The 21,203-nt window shown below is 72.9% G+C and carries 14 protein-coding genes; 8 read left to right on the plus strand and 6 right to left on the minus strand.

The annotated features are described in order from the left end of the window. Window positions 1–12: 12 nt before the first annotated feature. Window positions 13–1,074: a cell division protein ZapE gene (gene zapE, locus ACWDRR_RS02515; RefSeq protein WP_449770324.1), complete on the plus strand. Its 1,062-nt coding sequence runs from the start codon at window positions 13–15 to the stop codon at window positions 1,072–1,074. An 80-nt stretch (window positions 1,075–1,154) separates the two neighbouring features. On the opposite strand, the gene ACWDRR_RS02520 is transcribed toward zapE, so the two are convergent. Then, window positions 1,155–3,389 (minus strand): MMPL family transporter, encoded by a 2,235-nt coding sequence (locus tag ACWDRR_RS02520; RefSeq protein WP_449770325.1) that lies wholly within the window; start codon window positions 3,387–3,389, stop codon window positions 1,155–1,157. A 234-nt stretch (window positions 3,390–3,623) separates the two neighbouring features. Further along, window positions 3,624–5,114 carry a 30S ribosomal protein S1 gene (rpsA, locus tag ACWDRR_RS02525; RefSeq protein ID WP_329487183.1) on the minus strand — a complete coding sequence of 497 codons (1,491 nt, stop codon included), beginning with the start codon at window positions 5,112–5,114 and terminating at the stop codon, window positions 3,624–3,626. Window positions 5,115–5,528: 414 nt separating this feature from the next. Between rpsA and ACWDRR_RS02530 the strand changes: the two genes are divergently transcribed. The 3 genes from ACWDRR_RS02530 (at window position 5,529) to ACWDRR_RS02540 (ending at window position 9,572) form a co-directional block, all read left to right on the plus strand. Beyond that, the gene (locus tag ACWDRR_RS02530) at window positions 5,529–6,383 is read left to right on the plus strand and encodes a class I SAM-dependent methyltransferase (RefSeq protein ID WP_449770326.1); all 855 of its coding nucleotides are present in this window, start codon (window positions 5,529–5,531) and stop codon (window positions 6,381–6,383) included. 106 nt (window positions 6,384–6,489) lie between these two features. Beyond that, on the plus strand, window positions 6,490–9,039 hold the full coding sequence (gene hrpB / locus ACWDRR_RS02535; protein WP_449770327.1) for an ATP-dependent helicase HrpB: 2,550 nt from the start codon (window positions 6,490–6,492) through the stop codon (window positions 9,037–9,039). A gap of 56 nt (window positions 9,040–9,095) precedes the next feature. Then, complete coding sequence (locus ACWDRR_RS02540; protein WP_449770328.1) at window positions 9,096–9,572, plus strand: DUF7919 family protein; 477 nt, start codon at window positions 9,096–9,098, stop codon at window positions 9,570–9,572. Window positions 9,573–9,709: 137 nt separating this feature from the next. Here ACWDRR_RS02540 and ACWDRR_RS02545 read toward each other — a convergent pair whose 3' ends face one another. From ACWDRR_RS02545 to polA, 4 genes are all read right to left on the minus strand, one after another. Then, window positions 9,710–10,471 carry a GNAT family N-acetyltransferase gene (locus tag ACWDRR_RS02545; protein WP_449770329.1) on the minus strand — a complete coding sequence of 254 codons (762 nt, stop codon included), beginning with the start codon at window positions 10,469–10,471 and terminating at the stop codon, window positions 9,710–9,712. A 116-nt stretch (window positions 10,472–10,587) separates the two neighbouring features. Next, a complete protein-coding gene (locus ACWDRR_RS02550) occupies window positions 10,588–11,724 on the minus strand; it encodes a DUF3103 family protein (protein ID WP_449770330.1) in 1,137 nt (378 codons plus the stop codon). A gap of 291 nt (window positions 11,725–12,015) precedes the next feature. Further along, the gene (locus ACWDRR_RS02555) at window positions 12,016–12,708 is read right to left on the minus strand and encodes a hypothetical protein (protein WP_449770331.1); all 693 of its coding nucleotides are present in this window, start codon (window positions 12,706–12,708) and stop codon (window positions 12,016–12,018) included. Between the two features lie 88 nt (window positions 12,709–12,796). Next, window positions 12,797–15,496, minus strand: coding sequence for a DNA polymerase I (gene polA, locus ACWDRR_RS02560; protein WP_449770529.1), 2,700 nt, complete (start codon window positions 15,494–15,496; stop codon window positions 12,797–12,799). A 376-nt stretch (window positions 15,497–15,872) separates the two neighbouring features. Here polA and ACWDRR_RS02565 point away from each other — a divergent pair, with 376 nt between their 5' ends. The 4 genes from ACWDRR_RS02565 to ACWDRR_RS02580 all read left to right on the plus strand — a co-directional run bounded on the left by ACWDRR_RS02565 (window position 15,873) and on the right by ACWDRR_RS02580 (window position 21,196). After that, window positions 15,873–16,352: a PaaI family thioesterase gene (locus ACWDRR_RS02565; protein ID WP_449770332.1), complete on the plus strand. Its 480-nt coding sequence runs from the start codon at window positions 15,873–15,875 to the stop codon at window positions 16,350–16,352. A 586-nt stretch (window positions 16,353–16,938) separates the two neighbouring features. Further along, on the plus strand, window positions 16,939–18,168 hold the full coding sequence (locus ACWDRR_RS02570; RefSeq protein ID WP_449770333.1) for a branched-chain amino acid ABC transporter substrate-binding protein: 1,230 nt from the start codon (window positions 16,939–16,941) through the stop codon (window positions 18,166–18,168). Window positions 18,169–18,326: 158 nt separating this feature from the next. Beyond that, the gene (locus ACWDRR_RS02575; RefSeq protein ID WP_360633186.1) at window positions 18,327–19,256 is read left to right on the plus strand and encodes a branched-chain amino acid ABC transporter permease; all 930 of its coding nucleotides are present in this window, start codon (window positions 18,327–18,329) and stop codon (window positions 19,254–19,256) included. A 5-nt stretch (window positions 19,257–19,261) separates the two neighbouring features. After that, on the plus strand, window positions 19,262–21,196 hold the full coding sequence (locus ACWDRR_RS02580; RefSeq protein WP_449770334.1) for a branched-chain amino acid ABC transporter permease: 1,935 nt from the start codon (window positions 19,262–19,264) through the stop codon (window positions 21,194–21,196). The last annotated feature ends 7 nt before the right edge of the window (window positions 21,197–21,203 follow it).

Here is a 21,203-nt window from a genome sequence, read left to right on the forward strand (position 1 = left end):
GGGTCCGAACCCGTGACGGACAGGGCGCGGAAACAGTACGAGGCCATGCGCGGCCACTTCCACCGGGCGGCCGAGCAGCGCGGATTCACGCTCGACCCCGCGCAGGAGCCGCCGGTCGAACGGCTCAGCCGGCTCGCGGGCGAGCTGGCCCACCCGGCCTGGCGGCAGCGCCGGCCGCCGCGCCACCTGTACCTCTGGGGACCGGTCGGCCGCGGCAAGAGCTGGCTGGTGGACACCTTCCTCGACGGCCTGCCCACCCCGCGCAAGCGGCGGCTGCACTTCCACGACTTCTTCCGCCGGCTGCACGAGGGCGTCGCGCGGGAGTCGCACGCCCACCAGGAGGGCTCGGCGGTCGACCGGGCCGTCGACGAGCTGCTCGGCGACTGCCGGCTCCTCGTGTTCGACGAGTTCCACGCCCACGACGCGGGCGACGCCATGCTCGTCGCCCGGCTCTTCACCACGCTGTTGAACCGCCGGATCACCCTGGTCACCACCTCCAACTACCCGCCCGCCGGGCTGATGCCCGATCCGATCCACCACCACCTCTTCGAGCCGACGATCAGGCTGATCGAGGCGCGGATGGACGTCCTGGACGTCTCCGGGGCGGTGGACTTCCGGCGTCAGCCGCGAGCGGACGGCGCGCGGACGCGCTTCACGCTGGGCGCCCGGCTGGCCACCGGGGCGGAGGAGGCCGCGGGTCTCACCCCGCCCGGGCCCGAGGAGGCCGGCCCGGTCGCGGCGCACCACCGCGAGCTGCCGGCCCGGGCGGTCCGCGACGGTCTGGTCTGGTTCGGCTTCGATGACCTGTGCGAGGGCCGCACGGCGGTACCGGACTACCTCGTGCTCGCCGAGCGCTTCCCCACCCTCGTCCTGGACGGGGTGCCACCGCTGGCCGACGCCTCCCCCGACGCCCGGCAGCGCTTCGCCAACCTGGTCGACGTCTGCTGCGACCGCGACACCCGCCTGGTGCTGATCGGCGCCGACCCGCTGGCCGGGCTGCCCGCCGGCTCGGCTCTCCTGCGCGACCTCGACCGCACCGCCAGCCGGCTCGCCCTGCTCCGTCGGCCCGGCTGAGCCGCAGCGTCCGGCACCGGGGGCCCGTCCGGTCGAAGCGGCGGACCCGGCCGGCCGAAGCCGCCGGGCCGGCCGGGGACTCAGCTGCTCGCGCCCGCCCCGGCACCCGTCAGGTCGTGGACCGGGGCCCGCGGCACCGGCAGCACGGCCGGCTCGATGGTCGGCAGTTCGACGTGCTCGCTCAGGCCGAACCGCCGGTGCAGCCGCCGCAGCGGGGCCGGGGCCCACCAGTTGAACTCGCCGAAGAGGCTCATCGCGGCGGGGACGAGCAGACAGCGGACCACGGTGGCGTCCACCGCCACGGCGACGGCCAGCGCGATGCCCATCTGCTTGACCATCAGCATGTCCCCGAGCGCGAATCCGGCGAAGACGATCACCATCAGCAGGGCCGCCGAGGTGATGATCTTCCCGCTGCGCTGGACGCCGAGTTCGACCGCCCGGGTGCAGCTGTGGCCCTTGTCCCGCAGCTCCTTGATCCGGGCGAGCAGGAACACCTCGTAGTCCATCGAGAGGCCGAACGCGAAGGCGAAGACCAGGACCGGTATGAACGTCTCCAGCCCGCCGGCGGGGCTGAAGCCGAGCAGGCCGCTGAACCAGCCGTCCTGGAAGACCAGGGTGAGCGCGCCCAGCGAGGCGCCCAGCGAGAGCAGGTTCATCAGCAGGGCCTTGACCGGCATCACCACCGAACCGGTCATCAGGAAGAGCAGGATCAGCGTCCCGAGCGCGACCAGGCCGAGCGCGATCGGCCCCCGGGTGAGCAGTTCGTGCTGGAAGTCGACCACCGAGGCGGCCCCGCCGGTCACATAGGTGGTGAGCCCGCCCCGGTCGGCGCGCAGTTCCTTGACCACCTGCTTGGCCTCGCCGCCCTGGGGATCGCCGTGCACCAGGACGTCGACGGTGGAGAGCTTCTCCCCGACCGGCGTCACCGCCCGGACGCCGTCGACCCCGGGCAGCTTGGCGACCACCTCGTCCGCGTACGCCTGGGCCACCGCCGCGCCGCCCTCGACGACCACGGTGATCGGCGCCTGCGCGGCCTGCGGGAAGCGCTGGTCGATGGTCTCGGCGACCTGCCGGCCGGCCGAGGAGGCGGGCAGCACGGCGGCGCCGGAGGTGCGCATGTCGGCGTGCAGGAACGGCGCCCCGGCGGCCATCAGCAGCGCGGTGCAGGCGAGCGCGACGGGGACGGCCCGCTTGCGCACCCGGCGGACGGTGCGGCTGAAGAAGCCCTCGTCGGGGACGGGCGCGGCGGGCGCCCTGATCCGGCCCCCGGCGAAGCCGAGCAGTGCGGGGATCAGGGTCAGCGCGGCGGCGACGGCGATCACCACCACGCTCACCCCGGCGGCGGCGACCGCGCCGAGCACCGGACTGGTGAAGACGAAGAGGCCGGAGAGCGCCACGGCGACGGTCAGCCCGGAGAAGGCGACGGTCCGGCCGGCGGTGGCGGCGGTCCGTTCGACGGCGGCGGCGATGCCCGCGCCGTGGCCGCGTTCCTCGCGGAAACGATTCACCATGAGCAGCGCGTAGTCGATCGAGAGGCCCAGCCCCAGCACGGTGGCGATCGGCAGCACACTGGTATCGATGTCCATGATCTTGCTGAACCCGAACATGGCCAGCAGCGCACCGCCCACCGAGGCGACGGCTCCGATCACCGGCAGGCTGGCGGCGGCCAGGCCGCCGAAGACCAGCACCATGACGACCAGGGTGAGCGGCAGGGTGACGATCTCGCCGAAGCGGGTGTCCCTCTCGGTCTGCTTCTTGACCTCCTGCTCCAGCACGAGGTCGCCGCCGACGGTGACCCGGGCCCCGTCGGCCCGGATCCCGGCGAGGCGCTGGGTGACGGCGTCGGTCTGCGCGCCGGTGCTGGCGTCGGCCATCCGGACCGAGACCAGGCCGGCGCTGCCGTCGGCCGAGCGCAGCGCGGCGCCGGCCGGGCCGGAGCCGTAGGCGTCGGTGACCGAGGAGACCCCGGGCAGCGCGGCGATCTCGGCGGTGGCACGGGTGACGGCGTCCCGGACGCCCCGGTCGTCGACGGGCCGGCCGTCGACCACCGCGGTGACGGTGCCCCGGGCCGGATCGGCCGCGGTGACCACCGCGCCGCCGCGGTCGGCCTCGGAACTGGCCGAGGAGGCGCCGGCCACGGATCCCTCGAAGACCCGGCCACCGATCAGGACCCCGACCACCAGGACGACGGCCCAGAGGCCGAGAACCCAGCGCCGGTGCCGGAAGCAGAACCGGCCGAGGGCGGCAAGACGCCCGTCGACCTTCCGGCCGGTGGACGTGGCGGCGGGGGGAGTCACTGCGGTGCTACGGCGCATGTGCGGGGGGTGCCTAGCGTGTGGGGCCGGGTGACCGACCCGTCGGGCAACTCATCCCAAGGTAGGGCCTTGGTCCTGAATCACCCATAGCCACCCGATGAGCCCCTTATCACAAAAATCCAGTGGATAAGGAACAAATAAGTGAATGCCCAAAACAATGAGCCCCACCCGGAATTCCGGGTGGGGCTCATCGATCAAGCGGCTATGCGCAGGGCACTAGCGAGGGGCGAGAGCTCAGCTCTGGCCGCCCGCCAGCTTCTCGCGCAGGGCAGCCAGGGCCTCGTCCGAAGCGAGAGCGCCGGAGCCCTCGTCGCTGCTGGAGGAGTACGAGCCACCGGCGGCGGCGGCAACAGCGTCGCCACCCTCGGCAGCGGCCTCGGCGTCGGCCTCGCGGCTCTTGATGACCTGGGCCTGGTGCTGCTCGAAGCGGGACTGCGCCTCGGCGTACTGGCGCTCCCACTCCTCACGCTGCTTCTCGAAGCCGGGCAGCCAGTCGTTCGCCTCGGGGTCGAAGCCCTCCGGGTAGATGTAGTTGCCCTGGTCGTCGTACGAAGCGGCCATGCCGTACAGGGTCGGGTCGAACTCGACCTCGGCCGGGTTGGCACCGAGGGCCTCGTTGGCCTGCTTCAGCGAGAGGCTGATGCGACGACGCTCGAGGTCGATGTCGATGACCTTGACGAAGATCTCGTCGCCGACCTGGACGACCTGCTCCGGGATCTCGACGTGGCGCTCGGCCAGCTCGGAGATGTGGACCAGACCCTCGATGCCCTCGTCCACGCGGACGAACGCACCGAACGGAACCAGCTTGGTGACCTTACCCGGAACGACCTGGCCGATCTGGTGGGTACGGGCGAACTGCTGCCACGGGTCCTCCTGGGTCGCCTTCAGCGACAGGGAGACGCGCTCGCGGTCCATGTCAACGTCGAGAACCTCGACGGTGACCTCCTGGCCGACCTCGACAACCTCGGACGGGTGGTCGATGTGCTTCCAGGACAGCTCGGAGACGTGAACCAGACCGTCGACGCCGCCGAGGTCCACGAACGCACCGAAGTTGACGATCGAGGAAACGACGCCGGAGCGGACCTGACCCTTCTGCAGGGTGGTGAGGAAGGTCTGGCGGACCTCGCTCTGGGTCTGCTCCAGCCAGGCACGGCGGGACAGGACCACGTTGTTGCGGTTCTTGTCCAGCTCGATGATCTTGGCCTCGAGCTCCTTGCCCACGTAGGGCTGGAGGTCGCGGACGCGGCGCATCTCGACGAGCGAGGCCGGCAGGAAGCCACGGAGGCCGATGTCGAGGATGAGACCACCCTTGACGACCTCGATGACGGTACCGGTGACGATGCCGTCCTCTTCCTTGATCTTCTCGATCGTGCCCCAGGCACGCTCGTACTGAGCGCGCTTCTTGGACAGGATGAGACGACCCTCCTTGTCCTCCTTCTGGAGAACCAGGGCCTCGATGTTGTCCCCGACGGAGACGACCTCGTGCGGGTCGACGTCGTGCTTGATCGAGAGCTCACGGGACGGGATGACGCCCTCGGTCTTGTAACCGATGTCGAGGAGCACCTCGTCACGGTCGACCTTCACGATGACGCCCTCGACGATGTCGCCATCGTTGAAGTACTTGATGGTCTCGTCGATCGCGGCGAGGAACGCCTCAGCGTCGCCGATGTCGTTGACCGCGACCTGCGGGGTGGTGCTGAGGGAGGAGTCGGTGGGGCTCGTCATTAGGAAAAGGGCTCCGGTACGGACATGAAGTCGTAGGTAATGCCACGCGGAGGGCCCGTATCGCTCCCACCGAAAGCCGGACAGCCAAGAACACGGCGCACCGAAACATCTCGCACAGCGAGAAATTCGGTGTCCGTCTTGCGACCGTGGGGTCTTCGACAGATGCGAGCGCGACCTGCTCCGTCCGAGGCGCGCAGGCCCGCAGCGCAACTTGTAGCATACGGGGACGGCCAGGCACGGTCAACGCCAAGGGCGTCAAGACGGTGGAGGCCGGTATGGATCAGGCCATATCCTCCGATTGCGCACCTCATGGTGGCGGCCGCAGGAAGCCTTTCCCCGGATGCCACCGCCTGGATCCGGGCCCTGACGGGCCGGGTCGCGGCAGCGGCGCTTCCGCAGACCACACCCTACGCGATGGGCTCTATCACCGTGGCCACCACCCCCCTGTCCGACCCGCATGATCTTGACGACGACGGCGACGACGCGCTAAGGCGCGAGGCCGAGGCCGGCGAGAGCAGCCGGGCCAGCCGGCACTGGTGGGACCGCAACGCGGACGAATACCAGGACGAGCACGGCGAGTTCCTCGGCGACGACCGCTTCACCTGGTGCCCGGAGGGCCTGGACGAGGCGGACGCCCGGCTGCTCGGGGAGGTCGCCGGCCGCAGCGTCCTGGAGATCGGCGCCGGCGCCGCCCAGTGCTCGCGCTGGCTGGCCGCCCGGGGCGCCCGGCCGGTCGCGCTGGACATCTCCCACCGCCAGCTCCAGCACTCCCGCCGGATCGACCTGGCCCGCGGCGGCGCACCCGTCCCGGTGGTCCAGGCCGACGCGGCGGTGCTGCCGTTCGCCGACGGCTCCTTCGACCTGGCCTGCTCGGCGTACGGGGCGGTGCCGTTCAGCGCCGACACCGCCGCACTGATGCGCGAGGTGCACCGGGTCCTGCGGCCCGGCGGGCGCTGGGTGTTCTCGGTGACCCACCCGATCCGCTGGGCGTTCCCCGACGAGCCGGGCGTCGAGGGGCTGACCGCCACCTCCTCGTACTTCGACCGCACCCCCTACGTCGAGCAGGACGAGCAGGGCCGGGCCACCTACGTCGAGCACCACCGGACGGTCGGGGACCGGGTGCGCGAGCTGGTCGGCGCCGGGTTCCGGCTGCTGGACCTGGTGGAGCCGCAGTGGCCGGCCGGGCTCGACCAGGAGTGGGGCGGCTGGTCGCCGCTGCGCGGGCGGCTGATCCCGGGCACGGCGATCTTCGTCTCCGAGCGGGACTGAGCCGGGGGCCGACGCCGGGGCACGGGGCGGGGCGCGGGCCGGGTCGACGCCGGAGCGGCCGGGTCGGGGCCGCGGCCCGGTGCCGGTGACCGGGGAGACCGTGCCGGTGATCGGGGAGACTGTGCGGGTGAACCCCGCCTGGCGCGAACTGCCCGTCCGTACCGCCCTGCCGGCCCTGCACCACGCGCTCGACCGGCGCGGGGTGGCCGTGCTGGCCGCCCCGCCCGGCACCGGCAAGACCACGCTGGTGCCGCTGGCCCTGGCCGGGCTGCTCACCGAGGACGGCGCCCGCCCGGTCCGCCGGGTGCTGGTCGCCGAGCCGCGCCGGCTGGCGGTCCGGGCGGCCGCCCGGCGGATGGCCTGGCTGCTCGGCTCCACCGTGGGGGACGTGGTCGGCCACACCGTGCGCGGCGAGCGCCGGGTCGGGCCCGGGACGGTGGTCGAGGTGGTGACCACCGGCGTCCTGCTCCAGCGGCTCCAGCGCGACCAGGAGCTGCCCGGCGTCGACGTGGTGGTGCTGGACGAGTGCCACGAGCGGCACCTGGACGCCGACACCGCGCTCGCCTTCCTGCTGGACGTCCGGGCGGCGCTGCGGCCGGAGCTGCGGATCGTCTGCGCCTCGGCGACCTCGGACACGGCGGCCTGGGCGGAGCTGCTCGGCGACGCCGAGGGTCCGGCGCCCGTGGTCGAGGCGCACGGCGTCTCCCACCCGGTCGAGGTGGTGTGGGCGCCGCCGCCCCGGGCCGTCCGCCCCGCGCACGGCACCCGGGTCGACCCGGCGCTGCTGGAGCACGTCGCCGCCACCGTCCGGCGGGCGCTGACCGAGCGCCAGGGCGACGTGCTCTGCTTCCTGCCCGGCGTCGGCGAGATCGCCCGGGTCGCCGGGCTGCTGGCGGACGCCCCGGCGCAGGTCCTGCAACTGCACGGCCGGGCCCCGCAGGCGGTGCAGGACGCGGCGCTCTCGGCGGGCGACGGCCGCCGGGTGGTGCTGGCCACCGCCGTCGCCGAGTCCTCGCTGACCGTGCCGGGGGTGCGCGTCGTGGTGGACGCCGGCCTGGCCCGCGAGCCGCGCACCGACCACGCGCGCGGCCTGGCCGCCCTGGTGACCGTCCGGGCCTCGCTGGCCGCCGCCCGGCAGCGGGCCGGGCGGGCCGGGCGCGAGGCGCCGGGCGCCGTCTACCGCTGCTGGGCGGAGGCCGAGGACGCCCTCGCCGCCCGCTACCCGACGCCCGAGATCGCGCTCGCCGACCTGACCCCGTTCGCCCTGCAGGCCTCCTGCTGGGGCGACCCGGACGCCACCGGGCTGGCGCTGCCCGACCGCCCGCCGGCCGGGGCGATGGCCGCCGCCCGGCAGACCCTGCTGGCGCTCGGCGCGGTGGACTCCGACGGCCGGGCCACCGCGCGCGGCGTCCGGCTGACCCCCACCGGGCTGCACCCGCGGCTGGGGCGCGCGCTCGTCGACGGCGCTCCCGCCGTGGGCGCCCGCCGGGCGGCCGAGGTGGTCGCACTGCTCTCCGAGGAGCCGCCGCGCGCGCTGGGGGACGACCTCGCCGCGGTGTGGCGCGGGGTGAAGCACTCCCGCGACCCCTACGCCGGGCGCTGGCGCGACGAAGTCCGCCGCCTGCGGCGCGCCACCTCCGACGAACCCGCCACCGCACTGCCCGACACCACCGCCGTCGGCCTCGTCGTCGCCCTCGCCTTCCCCGAACGCATCGCCCGCGCCCGGGTCGAGCGGCCCGCCCCGGGCGAGCGCAGCCCCTACCTGATGGCCTCGGGCACGGCGGCCGAACTCGCCCCGGGCACCTCGCTGGGCGCGCTGCCCTGGCTCGCCGTCGCGGCGGCCGACCGCCCGGCGGGGGCGCACTCCGCGCGGGTGCTGCACGCCGCGGCGCTCGACGAGGACACCGCCCTGTTCGCAGGCGCGTCCCTGCTGACCGCCCGCGAGGAGGTCCACTGGGACACCCGGCGGGGCGAGGTCGTCGCCCGTCGCGTCGAATCGCTCGGCGCCGTCGAACTCGCCGAGAAGCCGCTGCCCCGCCCCGACGCGTCCCTCGTCCGCGCCGCCGTCCTCGAAGGCCTCACCCGCGAGGGCGTCAGCACCCTCCTGACCTTCCCGTCCAACCTTCGCGAACGCCTCGCCTTCCTCCGCGCGGCGATCGGCGACCCCTGGCCCGAGGTCGGCGACGAGGCCCTCCTCGAACGCGCCGAGGAGTGGCTGGAACCCGAACTCTCCCGCGCCCGCCGCCGCGCCGACCTCGCCCGGATCGACACCACGTCCGCCCTGCAACGCCTGCTCCCCTGGGCGAGCGGACAGGCCGGCCGCCTCGACGAGCTGGCCCCCGAACGCATCACCGTGCCGTCCGGTTCGCGGATCCGGGTCGACTACAGCACCGAACGCCCGGTACTGGCCGTCAAGTTGCAGGAACTCTTCGGCTGGACAGCCGCCCCCGCCCTGGCCGGCGGCCGAGTACCGCTCACCGTGCAGCTGCTCTCCCCCGCCGGCCGCCCCGCCGCCGTCACCGGCGACCTGGAGGGCTTCTGGCACAACGGCTACCACGCCGTCCGCGCGGATCTGAGGGGCCGCTACCCCCGCCACCCCTGGCCCGAGGACCCGACCACGGCAGAACCCACCAAGCGCACCAACGCCCGGAAGTGACCCTCAGGTGTCGGCGGAGGCATCGGCGACATCGGCGCATCGGCGAAACTGTCCAGGTGTTCTATGAAGATCTCAGCGAGTACGACTACCAGGTCGACGACTCGTTCACGGACGAGGAATCGGGCTTCTACGCGCTCTGGTACCGGCCGGCGTACACCCGCTTGAACGTGGGATGGCTGGAGGCCGGCAGGACGTACTCGACCGGGCCGGTTCCCGCTCACTTCGTGGAGAAGCTGAAAGCCGTCCAGGAGGTCCAGTGGATGAACGTCTGCCTCGGCTGGCACGACTGCGGCCTGTGCCCCGAGGAAGTGGCTCCCGAAGGGAACGGGGAAGTGCGGATCCCGGGGGAGCCCGGCATCGCCTACGCCGCCCCGTTCCTGATCACGCACTACATCACCGCTCACGGCTATCGGCCGCCCCAGGTCTTCATCGACGCCGTCCTCGCCGTCGATCTCGACACATGGGCTGCCGCACGGTGGCCCGACGTCCCCTTCCCGTGGGTTCCCGACGACGTGGAACGCCTGCTGGAGTGAGGCGGGGGAACCTCATCGCCCAGTCCGACCGGCGCACCACGGGTTCCGCCCCCGGGCGCCGGCCGTCACCCGTCACCGACTGAACAGCCGCGCGCGGGAAGTCGGCCCGCCCGACTTCCCGCGCACCGCGCCGTCGGTCAGGAGGAGGCCCACCAGGTCGACTGGGCCGCGACCGTGTACCCCAGCGACTCGTACAGCGGCCTGCCCAGCTTCGAGGCGGTGAGGGTGGCCGGGAGGTCCGCCAGGTGGGCGAGGGCGCCGAGCATGACCGCCCGGCCCGCGCCGCGTGAGCGGAAGGCCGAGGAGGTGGCGATCCAGTAGTGGCTGCCGACGCCGTCGGCCAGGACGCTCACGCCGGCTCCCGCCGCCACGCCGTCGACGGAGGCGATGAACACGTCCACGCCCGGCTGTTCGATCAGCGACGTCGGGAAGAGCTCGCCGGGGCGGTAGGGCTCGAAGCCGTCCAGCTCGAAGCCCTCGATCACGACCCGCTCGGCCGCGCGGAGGTCCTCGGGCCGCCGGACCCGGATCACGTCCAGCGCCGGGTCGGCGACGGGCCCGGGCAGGCGCAGCATGACCGGCATCTGCCAGCTGCGCATGCCCAGGTGGCTCAGGTCGGTCGCGCCGAACGGGTCCTCGACGATCACCGGGCCGGCGGCCCGGCGGGTCAGCTCGCTCACCTCGGCCACTTCGTCCGGGCCGAGGTCGGCCTCCTGGACCAGGATCCGCTGGCCCGCACGCTCGTCGCCGTCGGCGGCGACGAACCCGCGGCGCCGGATCACCTCGTGCCCACGACTCCGGGCGGTCGCGGTCCAGAAGGCGGCGGAGTTGCGGGCCTGGAGCGTGGGTGCCTCGGCCAGGGAGGTGGGCCGGTCGGTCGAAGGGGATTCCGTTGTCATCGGGCTTACGGTAGTACGAAATTGCCCCCGTCACCGGGGTTGATCGACTGTGCCCGACCGGGCCGGGCCGACGGGGCGCGGCGACGCGCGGCGCCGACCCGGCCGGGTCGGGACGGTCAGAGCTGGCCGACCCAGTACGGCTCGACGGTCATCCAGCCGTTGCCCCGGGCGCCGTTGAGGCGGCCGGTGCTGGTGCGGGCGAGGGTGTACCAGGACTCGACGTAGTCCGGGTCGTCGACCCACCAGGAGGCGGGCAGCGCCGCCAGGACGGCGTTCACCAGCGGGATGTAGGCGCCCTGGTCGGCGATGGTGAGCAGGACGGCGGCCACGGCCTGGGCGAGGGCCAGGTAGTTGGTGTCGCCGTCGTCCTCCATCAGCACGACGTCGGCCAGGTTGTACTTGTAGTTCGACCAGTTCACCAGGATCTGGTTGGGGTAGTACACCGTGCCGTCGTACTGCAGGTACGGCATGGCGACCGAGTCGACCCGGACCTTGCCGTCCTGGCCGAAGCCGCTCACCAGGCTGAACATCTCGGCGGCGCCCTTGAACCAGGGCTCCTCGTCGTCGTTCACCTCGACCGAGGTGATCTTGGTGCCCCACCAGCCGGCCGCAGCCTGGGCCGCGGAGGACTGCGGGGCGGCCGGGGCGATCCCGCGGGCGGCCAGCTCGCGCTGGAGCAGGTCGATCCCGGCGGTCAGGGCCTTGGCCGTGTCGATGTCGACCAGGTAGACCGGGCGGGTGGGCAGGGTGGCGGCGTCCAGGCCGCGGACCCGGCCGGCGGTGTCGTAGGCGCGGACGGTGCGGGCGTGCTCGTCGGTGCCGGCGATCGCCACCAGCGGCTCGGTACCGGCCTCCAGGGCGGCCCGCATCGACGGGTCGGCCAGCTGGACCCGCAGCAGCGGGCCGAGGTCGCCGAGGCCCTTGGCGGTGGCCACCGCGCGGTCCGCGCGGGCGGTCGCGGCGGCGAGTCCGCGGGCGGTGGCGCCGGACAGTCCGGCGGCCAGCGGGGCGAGTTCGGCGCCGGCGGGCGCGGCGGCGGTCGCCGTGCGCAGCCGCTCGCGCAGGGCGGGGTCGGCGAGGGAGGCGGCCAGGGCGCGGGCGACCTCGTCCTCGATCGCGGTCACCTTGGAGGCGGCAGCGGGAGCGGGGGCCGGGGTCGGGGCCGGGGCGGCCACGGCCTGGCCCGCCCCGAGCGCGAGCAGGGGCAGGGCCGTCAGCGCGACAACGGCGCGCCGCAGGCGGGACTGGGACATGAGGGGATCTCCAGACTCGTCGGGTGAGGCGTCGGAGCATCGGAGCGGTGGTGCCGCGTCCACGATCAAGGACGGCGGCGCCATGACAAGTGAAGAGGCTCCCTGACCCGGTATCAACCCCCCGGAGCCACCGCGATGGAGCGGCGGATCCCGGCGTACCCCGCCCCGCCGGGCACGCGGACGGCGGCCCGGCGGTCCGCGAGCTGCTGCCGGCGCCCAGGACCGCTGCTCCGGCGGCACGGCGGCGGGCGGGGCACCGGTGGGCGGGGCACCGGCTCACCCGCCCCCGGCTCACCCGCCGCCGGAGAAGCCTCCGCCGGAATTGGCCGAGCCCGAGCCGCCGTAGCTCCAGCCGCCGCCGGAGGAGGGCCGGGGCTTGCGGCGGACACGACGTTCGGTGCGGCGCAGGACGGGAACGCCGGCCGGGCCGAGCAGCTCCTCCAGGGAGCGCTGGAGCGCGTCGACGTCGGTCCCGTCCGGCGCCCGGTGCGGACGGCCGTCGTCGCCGGTCAGGGTCACCACCGTGATGTCGAGGGTGCGGCCGGCCGGCGCGGGGTCGCCCTCGTAGGGCTCCTCCACGGTCTCGTCCAGTTGGATGCGCCGCAGTCCGGAGATCGGGGCCCAGGCGTCGGCGCGGGCGCCCCGGACGAATCGCAGTTCGGCCGGGTTCCGGGCCGGGGCGAACTGCACCCGGCGGACGGTCCGCAGCTCGCCGGCCGAGACGAACGGCCACAGGACCAGCACCGCGGACACCCACAGCACCGCGCCGACGGTCACCGCGCCCACGAAGGTGGCGCCGATGATCACCGCGACTTCCACGAGCAGCAGGCCGGCGGGGAGGAGGACGACGCCCACGGCGAGCAGGACGGCGAGCATGCGCAGCACCAGGCGCGCGGCGGCGGGCCAGGAACCCCCACCGGACTCGAAGACCAGGTCGACGGTGCTGTCGTCACGACCGCGGCGGATCAGCTCATCGGCAGGCATACCCGCCAGGGTAGGACCGCTCCCCGGCGCCGAGAAGGCCCCGGGCGCCGCCTCGACAAGGCGCTGCCCGGGGCCTGCTGACGGCACGTCAGTGCGCGGCGGCCTCCCAGTTCACGCCGACGCCCACCGAGACGTCGAGCGGGGCGCGCAGCGGGTAGGCGCCGGCCATCTGCTCGCGGACGATCGCCTCGACCCGCTCGCGCTCGCCGGGGGCCAGCTCCAGCACGATTTCGTCGTGCACCTGGAGCAGCATCCGGGAGGTGAGGCCGGCGGCGGTCAGCGCCTCGTCCACCCGCAGCATGGCGATCTTGACGATGTCGGCGGCCGAGCCCTGGATCGGGGCGTTGAGGGCCATCCGCTCGGCCATCTCACGGCGCTGGCGGTTGTCGCTGTTGAGGTCCGGCAGGTAGCGGCGGCGGCCGAGCAGGGTCTCGGTGTAGCCGGTGGCGCGGGCCTCGTCGACGACCCGGCGCAGGTAGTCGCGCACACCGCCGAAGCGCTCGAAGTAGGTGTCCATCAGGCCCTGGGCCTCGGCGGGCTTGATGCCGAGCTGCTGGGAGAGCCCGTACGCGGAGAGCCCGTACGCCAGGCCGTAGGACATCGCCTTGATCTTGCGGCGCATCTCGGCGTCCACGGCGTCGCCGGGGACCTCGAAGACCTGGGAGGCGACGGTGGTGTGCAGGTCCTCGCCGGTGGCGAAGGCCTCGAGCAGGGCCTCGTCCTCGGAGAGGTGGGCCATGATGCGCAGCTCGATCTGGGAGTAGTCGGCCGTCAGCAGCGACTCGTGGCCCGCGCCGACGACGAAGGCGCGGCGGATGGCCCGGCCCTCCTCGGTGCGGACGGGGATGTTCTGCAGGTTCGGGTCCTGCGAGGAGAGCCGGCCGGTGGCGGCGACCATCTGGTTGAACGTGGTGTGGATGCGCCCGGCCGGCGAGACCGTCTTGAGCAGGCCCTCGACGGTGGTGCGCAGCTTGGCCTGGTCGCGGTGGCGGAGCAGGATGACCGGCAGCTCGTTGTCGGTCTGGGTGGCCAGCCAGGTGAGCGCGTCGGCGTCGGTGGTGTAGCCGGTCTTGATCTTCTTGGTCTTGGGCAGGGCCAGCTCGCCGAAGAGGATCTCCTGGAGCTGCTTGGGCGAGCCCAGGTTGAACTCGTGGCCGGCGGCGGCGTGCGCCTCCTCCACCACGCGCTGGATCTCGGCGGCGAACTGGGCCTCCAGACCGGTGAGCCAGGGGCGGTCGGCGGCGATGCCGGTGCGCTCCATCCGGGCCAGCAGGGCGGCGATCGGCAGCTCCATGTCGCGCAGCAGCTCGGTGGCGCCGACCTCGGCGAGGCGGGTCTCGAAGAGCGCGGCGAGGTCGAGCACGGCGCGGGCCTGGAGCATCAGCGCCTGGGCGCGGGCAGCGGTGGCGTCGACCCCGTCGCCCTCCTCCGGGGCGTCGAAGGCGAGCTGGCCGCTCTCGGCCACCGGGGCCGGGGCGAGCGAGCGGGCCAGGTACTCCTCGGCGAGCACCTCCAGGGTGAAGGTGCGGCGGCCGGGCTTCTCCAGGTAGGCGGCGAGGGCGGTGTCGGCGACGACGCCCTCGATCATCCAGCCGCGCTCGGCGAAGGCGCGCATCACCTGCTTGGCGATGTGCAGGGCCTTGGGGGCGGCCGGGTCGGCCAGCCAGGCGGCGAGGGCGCGTTCGTCCTCCTCGGCGAGCAGCGCCGGGTCGAACCAGGCGGCGGACTCGCCGACGGCCAGCGCGATCTCGGTGACCTCGCCGGTGCCGAGCGCCCACTGGTAGACGGCGGCCAGCGCGACCGGGGCCTTGCCGCCGGCGTGCTGCCGCAGCCACTCGGCCAGCGTGCCCGGGTCGGTGAGCAGCTCGCCGTCCACCTCGACGCCGGGGGCGAGTTCGGCGGCGGCCTCGGGCTCGGCCGCGGCCGGGTCGATGCCGAAGACCCGGTCGCGGAAGTTGCCGTTGCGGAACTCCAGCGACTCCATCAGGGCGGCGACGGCCTCGCGGTCGAACGCGGCGCGGCCCAGGTCGGCGACGCCGAGCGGGAGTTCGACGTCGCGGACCAGCTCGGTGAGGACGCGGTTGCGCTTCACCGAGTCCAGGTTGTCCCGCAGCTTCTCGCCGATCTTGCCCTTCACCTCGTCGGCGCGGGCGACGAGTTCGTCGAAGGAGCCGAACTGGTTGACCCACTTGGCGGCCGTCTTCTCGCCCACGCCCGGGATGCCGGGCAGGTTGTCGGACGGGTCCCCGCGCAGGGCCGCGAGGTCGGGGTACTGGCGGGGGGTGACGCCGTACTTCTCGGCGACCTTCTCCGGGGTGTAGCGGGTGAGCTCGGAGACGCCCTTGGTCGGGTAGAGGACGGTGATGTGGTCGGTGACCAGCTGGAGCGAGTCGCGGTCGCCGGTGACGATGTCGACGTCGAAGCCGGCCGCCTCGGCGGCGGTGGCGAGGGTGGCGATGATGTCGTCGGCCTCGAAGCCCTCGACCGTCATCCGCGGCACCCGCATGGCGTCCAGGAGTTCGCCGATCAGGGGGACCTGGCTGCGGAACTCGTCGGGCGTCTTGGCCCGGTTGGCCTTGTAGTCGGGGAACTCGACGGAGCGGAACGTCTGCCGGGAGAGGTCGAAGGCCACCGCGAGGTGGGTGGGCGCCTCGTCCCGGACGGTGTTGGCGAGCATCGAGGCGAAGCCGTACACCGCGTTGGTGGGCTGGCCGGTGGAGGTGTTGAAGTTCTCCACGGGCAGCGCGTAGAACGCCCGGTAGGCCATCGAGTGCCCGTCGAGCAGCATCAGCCGGGGCCGCGCCCCGCCGCCACCCGCCGCGCCCTTGTCCGTACTCTGCGTAGCCACGTCAACGTCCGTTCCTGCCGATTCCACTACCGGCCACCGATCCTATGGCCCGGCACCGACAAAAGGGGCGCCGCACAGCCCGGGCGCCGGGCGCCCGCGCACACGGGCGCCCGCACGCCCACGCGTACGGGCGGGCGCACCGGCGGGCGCGAGGGCCGGGGGCGCCGTCGGGCGCGAGGGCCGGGGCGCCGTCGGGCACGAGGGCCGGGGCGGGAGCGCCACGCCAACCTCCCGACGCGAGCGCTACCGCCGAGTAGGACGGTCGTACGATCACAGGCAGCACGACGACGTGACCCCGAGCGGCAGGAGCTCCCCCATGACCGAAGCGGCCCCCGGCGCGACCACCCCCGACGCGGCCCCCGCCCTGAACATCCCGCAGGAGGTGCTGGACCACTTCGCGAAGCTCGGCGTGGACCCGGCCACCTTCTCCGGCGGCCGCCTCGGCGACAAGCTCGGCATCCGGGTCGTCGAGGCCTCCGGTGACCGGGTGGTCGGCACCATGCCCGTCGAGGGCAACCAGCAGCCGTACGGCCTGCTGCACGGCGGCGCCTCGGCCGCGCTGGCCGAGACCCTCGGCTCGGTCGGCGCGATGCTGCACGCCGGCCCCGGCCGGTACGCGGTGGGCGTGGACCTGAACGCCACCCACCACCGCTCGGCCACCTCCGGCCTGATCACCGGGGTCGCCACCGCCGTGTTCAAGGGGCGCACCGCCGCCACGTACGAGATCGCGATCACCGACGACACCGGCAAGCGGGTCACCAGCTGCCGCCTGACCTGCATGCTCCGCGACCTCTGACACCCCGTCGGCCCGGCCGGCCTGCCAATGGCCCGCCCACCGGGCCGACCGATCATCAATTCCCTTGCCCGCCCCCTTGTTTGACCTTCGACTGCCCTGGGCAGGCGTTGGTCCAGACAAGGGGGCGGCTGCGTTTCCACGCACTTTCAAGGATGTAACACTGCGTAACAAGTAGGAATTCCGAGTTTTCGACCGCTTCCGGGGCCACATCGCCCCGGGGGCTCTTCGTCATCCCCTCGGATGTCCGATATTCGGACGCACACGCCCGACTCCAGCACTGCGGACAGTCGTGTCCGATTATCGGTGCAGCCAGGAGTCACCTGCATTTCTGGCCCTTACATGCACCTACCGGCGAGTAAATGCCCGACGGTGCGGGATCGATCGAACCAGAACGACCACATAGTGAGACGGTCGCTCCGTGTGCTCATAACAAGAGAATCACAGCCTCGCCGCACCACTGCCCGAGCCGCCCAGGGGCATCTAGAGTCACGGCCAGTCACCGCGCCACCGGAGTGGGCCAGGCCCACCGCGCATCCCGGCTCCCGCCACTCAGGCGCGGCGCCCTCCTGAACCGAAGGGGACCCCTGTGCGTCACCGTTCAGCAGTTGTCGTGAGCATTGCCGTGATCGGCGCCCTCAGCATCAGCGCCTGCGGATCCCGCGGCGAGAAGAAGTCCGGGGACGGCAACGCCGGGGCGACCACCACCGTCACCATCGGCGTCGACGCCCCCCTCACCGGCGACCTCTCCGCCCTCGGCCTCGGCATCCGCAACTCCGTCGAGCTCGCCGTCAAGCAGGCCAACGAGAAGAACGAGGTCCCGGGCGTCAAGTTCGAGATCAAGGCCCTGGACGACACCGCCAAGCCCGCCCCGGGCCAGCAGAACGCCACCCAGCTGGTCGCCGACAAGAACGTCATCGGCGTCGTCGGCCCGCTGAACTCCAGCGTCGCCCAGTCCATGCAGCAGATCTTCAACGACGCCAACCTCGTCCAGATCTCCCCCGCCAACACCGGCGTCGCCCTCAGCCAGGGCGAGAAGTGGGCCAGCGGCACCAAGGCCCGCCCCTTCAAGTCCTACTTCCGCACCGCCACCACCGACGCCGTCCAGGGCCCCTTCGCCGCCCAGTTCCTGGCGAAGGACGCCAAGAAGACCAAGGTCTTCCTCATCGACGACCAGAAGACCTACGGCGCCGGCCTCGCCGCCACCTTCAAGGGCGAGTTCACCAAGCAGGGCGGCAGCATCGTCGGCGAGGAGCACGTCAACCCCGACGACCGCGACTTCGCCGCCATCGTCACCAAGGTCAGGACCTCCGGCGCCGAGGCCGTCTACTACGGCGGCGAGTACCCCGCCGCGGGCCCGCTCTCGCTCCAGCTCAAGGACGCCGGCGTCAACATCCCGCTGATGGGCGGCGACGGCATCCAGAGCGGCGACTTCATCAAGCTCAACCCCAAGAGCCAGGGCGACTACGCCACCGCCGTCGGCCTGCCCGTCGAGGCGCTCCCCACCGCCGCCAAGTTCATCGCCGACTACAAGACGGCCGGCTACAAGGACGCCTACGAGACCTACGGCGGCTACTCCTACGACAGCGCCTGGGCCATCATCCAGGGCGTCAAGGCCGTCGTGAGCGCCAACAGCGGCAAGCTCCCCGACAGCCCCCGCGCCAAGGTCGTCGAGGCCGTCCAGAAGGTCTCCTTCGACGGCGTCACCGGCAAGGTCTCGTTCGACGAGTTCGGCGACACCACCAACAAGCAGCTCACCGTCTACACCGTCAAGGACGGCAAGTGGGCCGTGGAGAAGTCCGGCACCTTCAGCGGCTGACCCGACCGGACACCCGCACGTCGAACGGCTGAGCCGACCGCACGTCGGCAACGCCACAGCACGTCGGAACAACCGCGCGGGGGCGCCACGAGTGCCCCCGCGCGCCCCCACATCCACCACCCACGCGGACCCACCACACGCACAACGGAGGCCCAGCGGTGCACGACCTACCGCAGCAGCTGGCCAACGGCCTGATCCTCGGCGCCCTCTACGGGCTCGTCGCGATCGGCTACACGATGGTCTACGGCATCGTCCAGCTCATCAACTTCGCCCACGGCGAGATCGTCATGGTCGGCGGCTTCGGCGCCCTGACCGCCTACCTCGCCCTCCCCGGCGGCACCACACTCTGGCTGGCCCTACCGCTGATGCTGATCGCCGGCATCCTGGTCTCCACCCTCACCGCCGTCGCCGCCGAGCGCTTCGCCTACCGGCCGCTGCGCAGCGCCCCCCGGCTCGCCCCGCTGATCACCGCGATCGGCCTGTCGATCGTCCTCCAGCAGCTGGTCTTCTCGTTCTACCCCGACGCGAAGAAGGCCCGGGTCTTCCCCAAGATCCCCGGTGACCCCTTCGAGCTCGGCTCCGTCACCATCCAGCGCAGCGACATCTTCCTGATCATCGCCGCCCCGCTGTGCATGCTCGCCCTCGGCTGGTTCGTCACCCGCACCCGCTCCGGCCGCGCCATGCAGGCCACCAGCCAGGACCCCGACACCGCCAAGCTCATGGGCATCGACACCGACCGGATCATCGTCATGGCCTTCGCCATCGGCGCCGCCTTCGCCGCCGTCGCCGCCGTCGCCTACGGCCTGCGCAGCGGCCAGGTCGACTTCCGGATGGGCTTCATCCTCGGCCTCAAGGCCTTCACCGCCGCCGTCCTCGGCGGCATCGGCAACATCTACGGCGCCATGCTCGGCGGCGTCGCCCTCGGCCTCGCCGAAGCCCTCGCCACCGGCTACATCCAGCACCTGCCCGGCATGCACCTCTTCGGAGGCGGCGCCTGGAAGGACGTCTGGGCCTTCGTACTCCTCATCCTCGTCCTGCTCGTCCGACCTCAGGGCCTGCTCGGCGAACGCGTCGCGGACAGGGCGTGAGCACCATGACCACCACCTCGAACACCGAGACCACCCCGGTCATCCCGCTGCCGTCCCGCGCCGCCGTACTCCTCACCGGCCTGGGCGCCGTCACCACCGCCGCCTCCGCCCTGATGTCCTGGACCTGGACCGACGAGTTCCCCGGCGACCTCACCTACTACGGCTCCCCCGCCGGCCTCCAGTGGCTCGCCCTCACCGCCGGCCTGCTCACCCTCGCCGTGCTGCTCGCCACCCAGGGCGTCCCCGGCCTGCGCTGGATCGCCCCCGCCCGCAGCAACAACGCCGTCCTGCTCGCCGCCGCCGGCGCCTTCGCCGTCAGCTGGTTCTCCGTCATCGCCATCGCGGTCGACCTCGGCGGCCTCGCCAACCTCGACCCCGGCGGCTGGGTCGCCGCGCTCGGCTCCCTGCTCGCCCTCGCCGGCACCCTCGGCCTCCCGCTCGACCGGCGCACCCGCGTCCCGCTGCGGATCCTCGACCGGCGGCTCTTCCTGCTCGTCCCCGCCGCCCCGATCGCCTGGTTCGCCACCCACGCCATCCCCGAGGACAAGCCCGTCGCCCCGGTGCTGACCGCCCTGGCCGGCGCCCTCGTGATCGCCACCGGCGCCGTCCTGCTGCTCCAGCTGGGCCACCTCGCCAACAGCGGGCTCCGGCTCGGCACCGTCGAACGGCCGCTGCCCGCCGCCCGCGAACTGCCCTCCTGGGCCGAGGTCCTGCTCATCGTCGCGGCCTTCGCCGTCGGCCTGTTCGCGATCACCTTCGGCATCGACACCGAGTACGGCGAGCTCTTCATCGCCTACCTGCTGCTCGCCGCCGCCGTGATCGCCGCCCTCGGCAAGGCCGGCCTGCTGGCCCGGCTGCGCGCGCTGACCGTCAAGCACCGCCCGGTCACCACCGGCGCCGCCTTCGCCGCCGCCGCGGGCTTCCCGTTCACCCAGACCAGCGACCAGTACACCTCGGTCGCCGCCAACATCCTGATCTTCGCCACCGTCGCCCTCGGCCTCAACATCGTCGTCGGCCTGGCCGGTCTGCTCGACCTCGGGTACGTCGCCTTCCTCGGCGTCGGCGCCTACGCCGCCGCCCTGGTCTCCGGCTCCCCCGCCTCGCCCATCCACGTCCAGTTCCCCTTCTGGGCCGCGATGCTGACCGGCGCCGTGGTCTCGATGATCTTCGGCGTCCTGATCGGCGCCCCCACCCTGCGGTTGCGCGGCGACTACCTCGCCATCGTCACCCTCGGGTTCGGCGAGATCTTCCGCATCACCATGCTCAACCTCAACGGCACCACCGGCCCCAAGATCACCAACGGCTCCAACGGCATCCCGCGGATCCCCGACCTCCAGATCCTCGGCTTCGACCTCGGCAAGCCGCACACCGTCCTCGGCGTCGAACTCGGCCGGTTCTCCAACTACTACCTGCTGATGCTCCTGGTCACCGCCCTGGTCGTGCTGGTCTTCGCCCGGGTCGGCAACTCCCGCATCGGCCGCGCCTGGGTCGCCATCCGCGAGGACGAGACCGCCGCCGAAGCCATGGGCATCAACGGCTTCCGGCTCAAGCTCCTCGCCTTCGCCCTCGGCGCCTGCCTCGCCGGCCTCGCCGGCACCGTCCAGGCCCACGTCAGCTACACCGTCACCCCCGACCAGTACACCTTCGCCGAGGCCCTGCCGCCCAACTCCGCCTTCCTGCTCGCCGCCGTCATCCTCGGCGGCATGGGCACCATCAGCGGCCCCCTGGCCGGCGCCACCCTCCTCTTCCTCGTCCCGAAGAAGCTCGAGTTCCTCTCCAACTACCAGCTGCTCGCCTTCGGCATCGCCCTCATCGTGCTGATGCGCGTCCGCCCCGAAGGGCTCATCCCCAACCGGCGCCGCCAGCTGGAGTTCCACGAGGCCACGATCCCCACACAGCTCAACGGCGACACCGTCGCCCTCACCAAGGCAGGGGCGTGACCAGCCA

Source organism: Kitasatospora sp. NPDC003701 (assembly GCF_053587085.1).

Excerpts from the sequence above, each read along its gene's own strand:
- ACWDRR_RS02545 (WP_449770329.1), bottom strand. The coding sequence starts at position 10,471 with ATGACAACGGAATCCCCTTCGACCGACCGGCCCACCTCCCTGGCCGAG.
- rpsA (WP_329487183.1), bottom strand. The coding sequence starts at position 5,114 with ATGACGAGCCCCACCGACTCCTCCCTCAGCACCACCCCGCAGGTCGCG.
- polA (WP_449770529.1), bottom strand. The coding sequence starts at position 15,496 with ATGCTGCTCGACGGGCACTCGATGGCCTACCGGGCGTTCTACGCGCTG.
- ACWDRR_RS02565 (WP_449770332.1), top strand. The coding sequence starts at position 15,873 with ATGACCGAAGCGGCCCCCGGCGCGACCACCCCCGACGCGGCCCCCGCC.
- ACWDRR_RS02580 (WP_449770334.1), top strand. The coding sequence starts at position 19,262 with ATGACCACCACCTCGAACACCGAGACCACCCCGGTCATCCCGCTGCCG.
- ACWDRR_RS02530 (WP_449770326.1), top strand. The coding sequence starts at position 5,529 with ATGGGCTCTATCACCGTGGCCACCACCCCCCTGTCCGACCCGCATGAT.
- ACWDRR_RS02550 (WP_449770330.1), bottom strand. The coding sequence starts at position 11,724 with ATGTCCCAGTCCCGCCTGCGGCGCGCCGTTGTCGCGCTGACGGCCCTG.
- ACWDRR_RS02520 (WP_449770325.1), bottom strand. The coding sequence starts at position 3,389 with ATGCGCCGTAGCACCGCAGTGACTCCCCCCGCCGCCACGTCCACCGGC.
- ACWDRR_RS02555 (WP_449770331.1), bottom strand. The coding sequence starts at position 12,708 with ATGCCTGCCGATGAGCTGATCCGCCGCGGTCGTGACGACAGCACCGTC.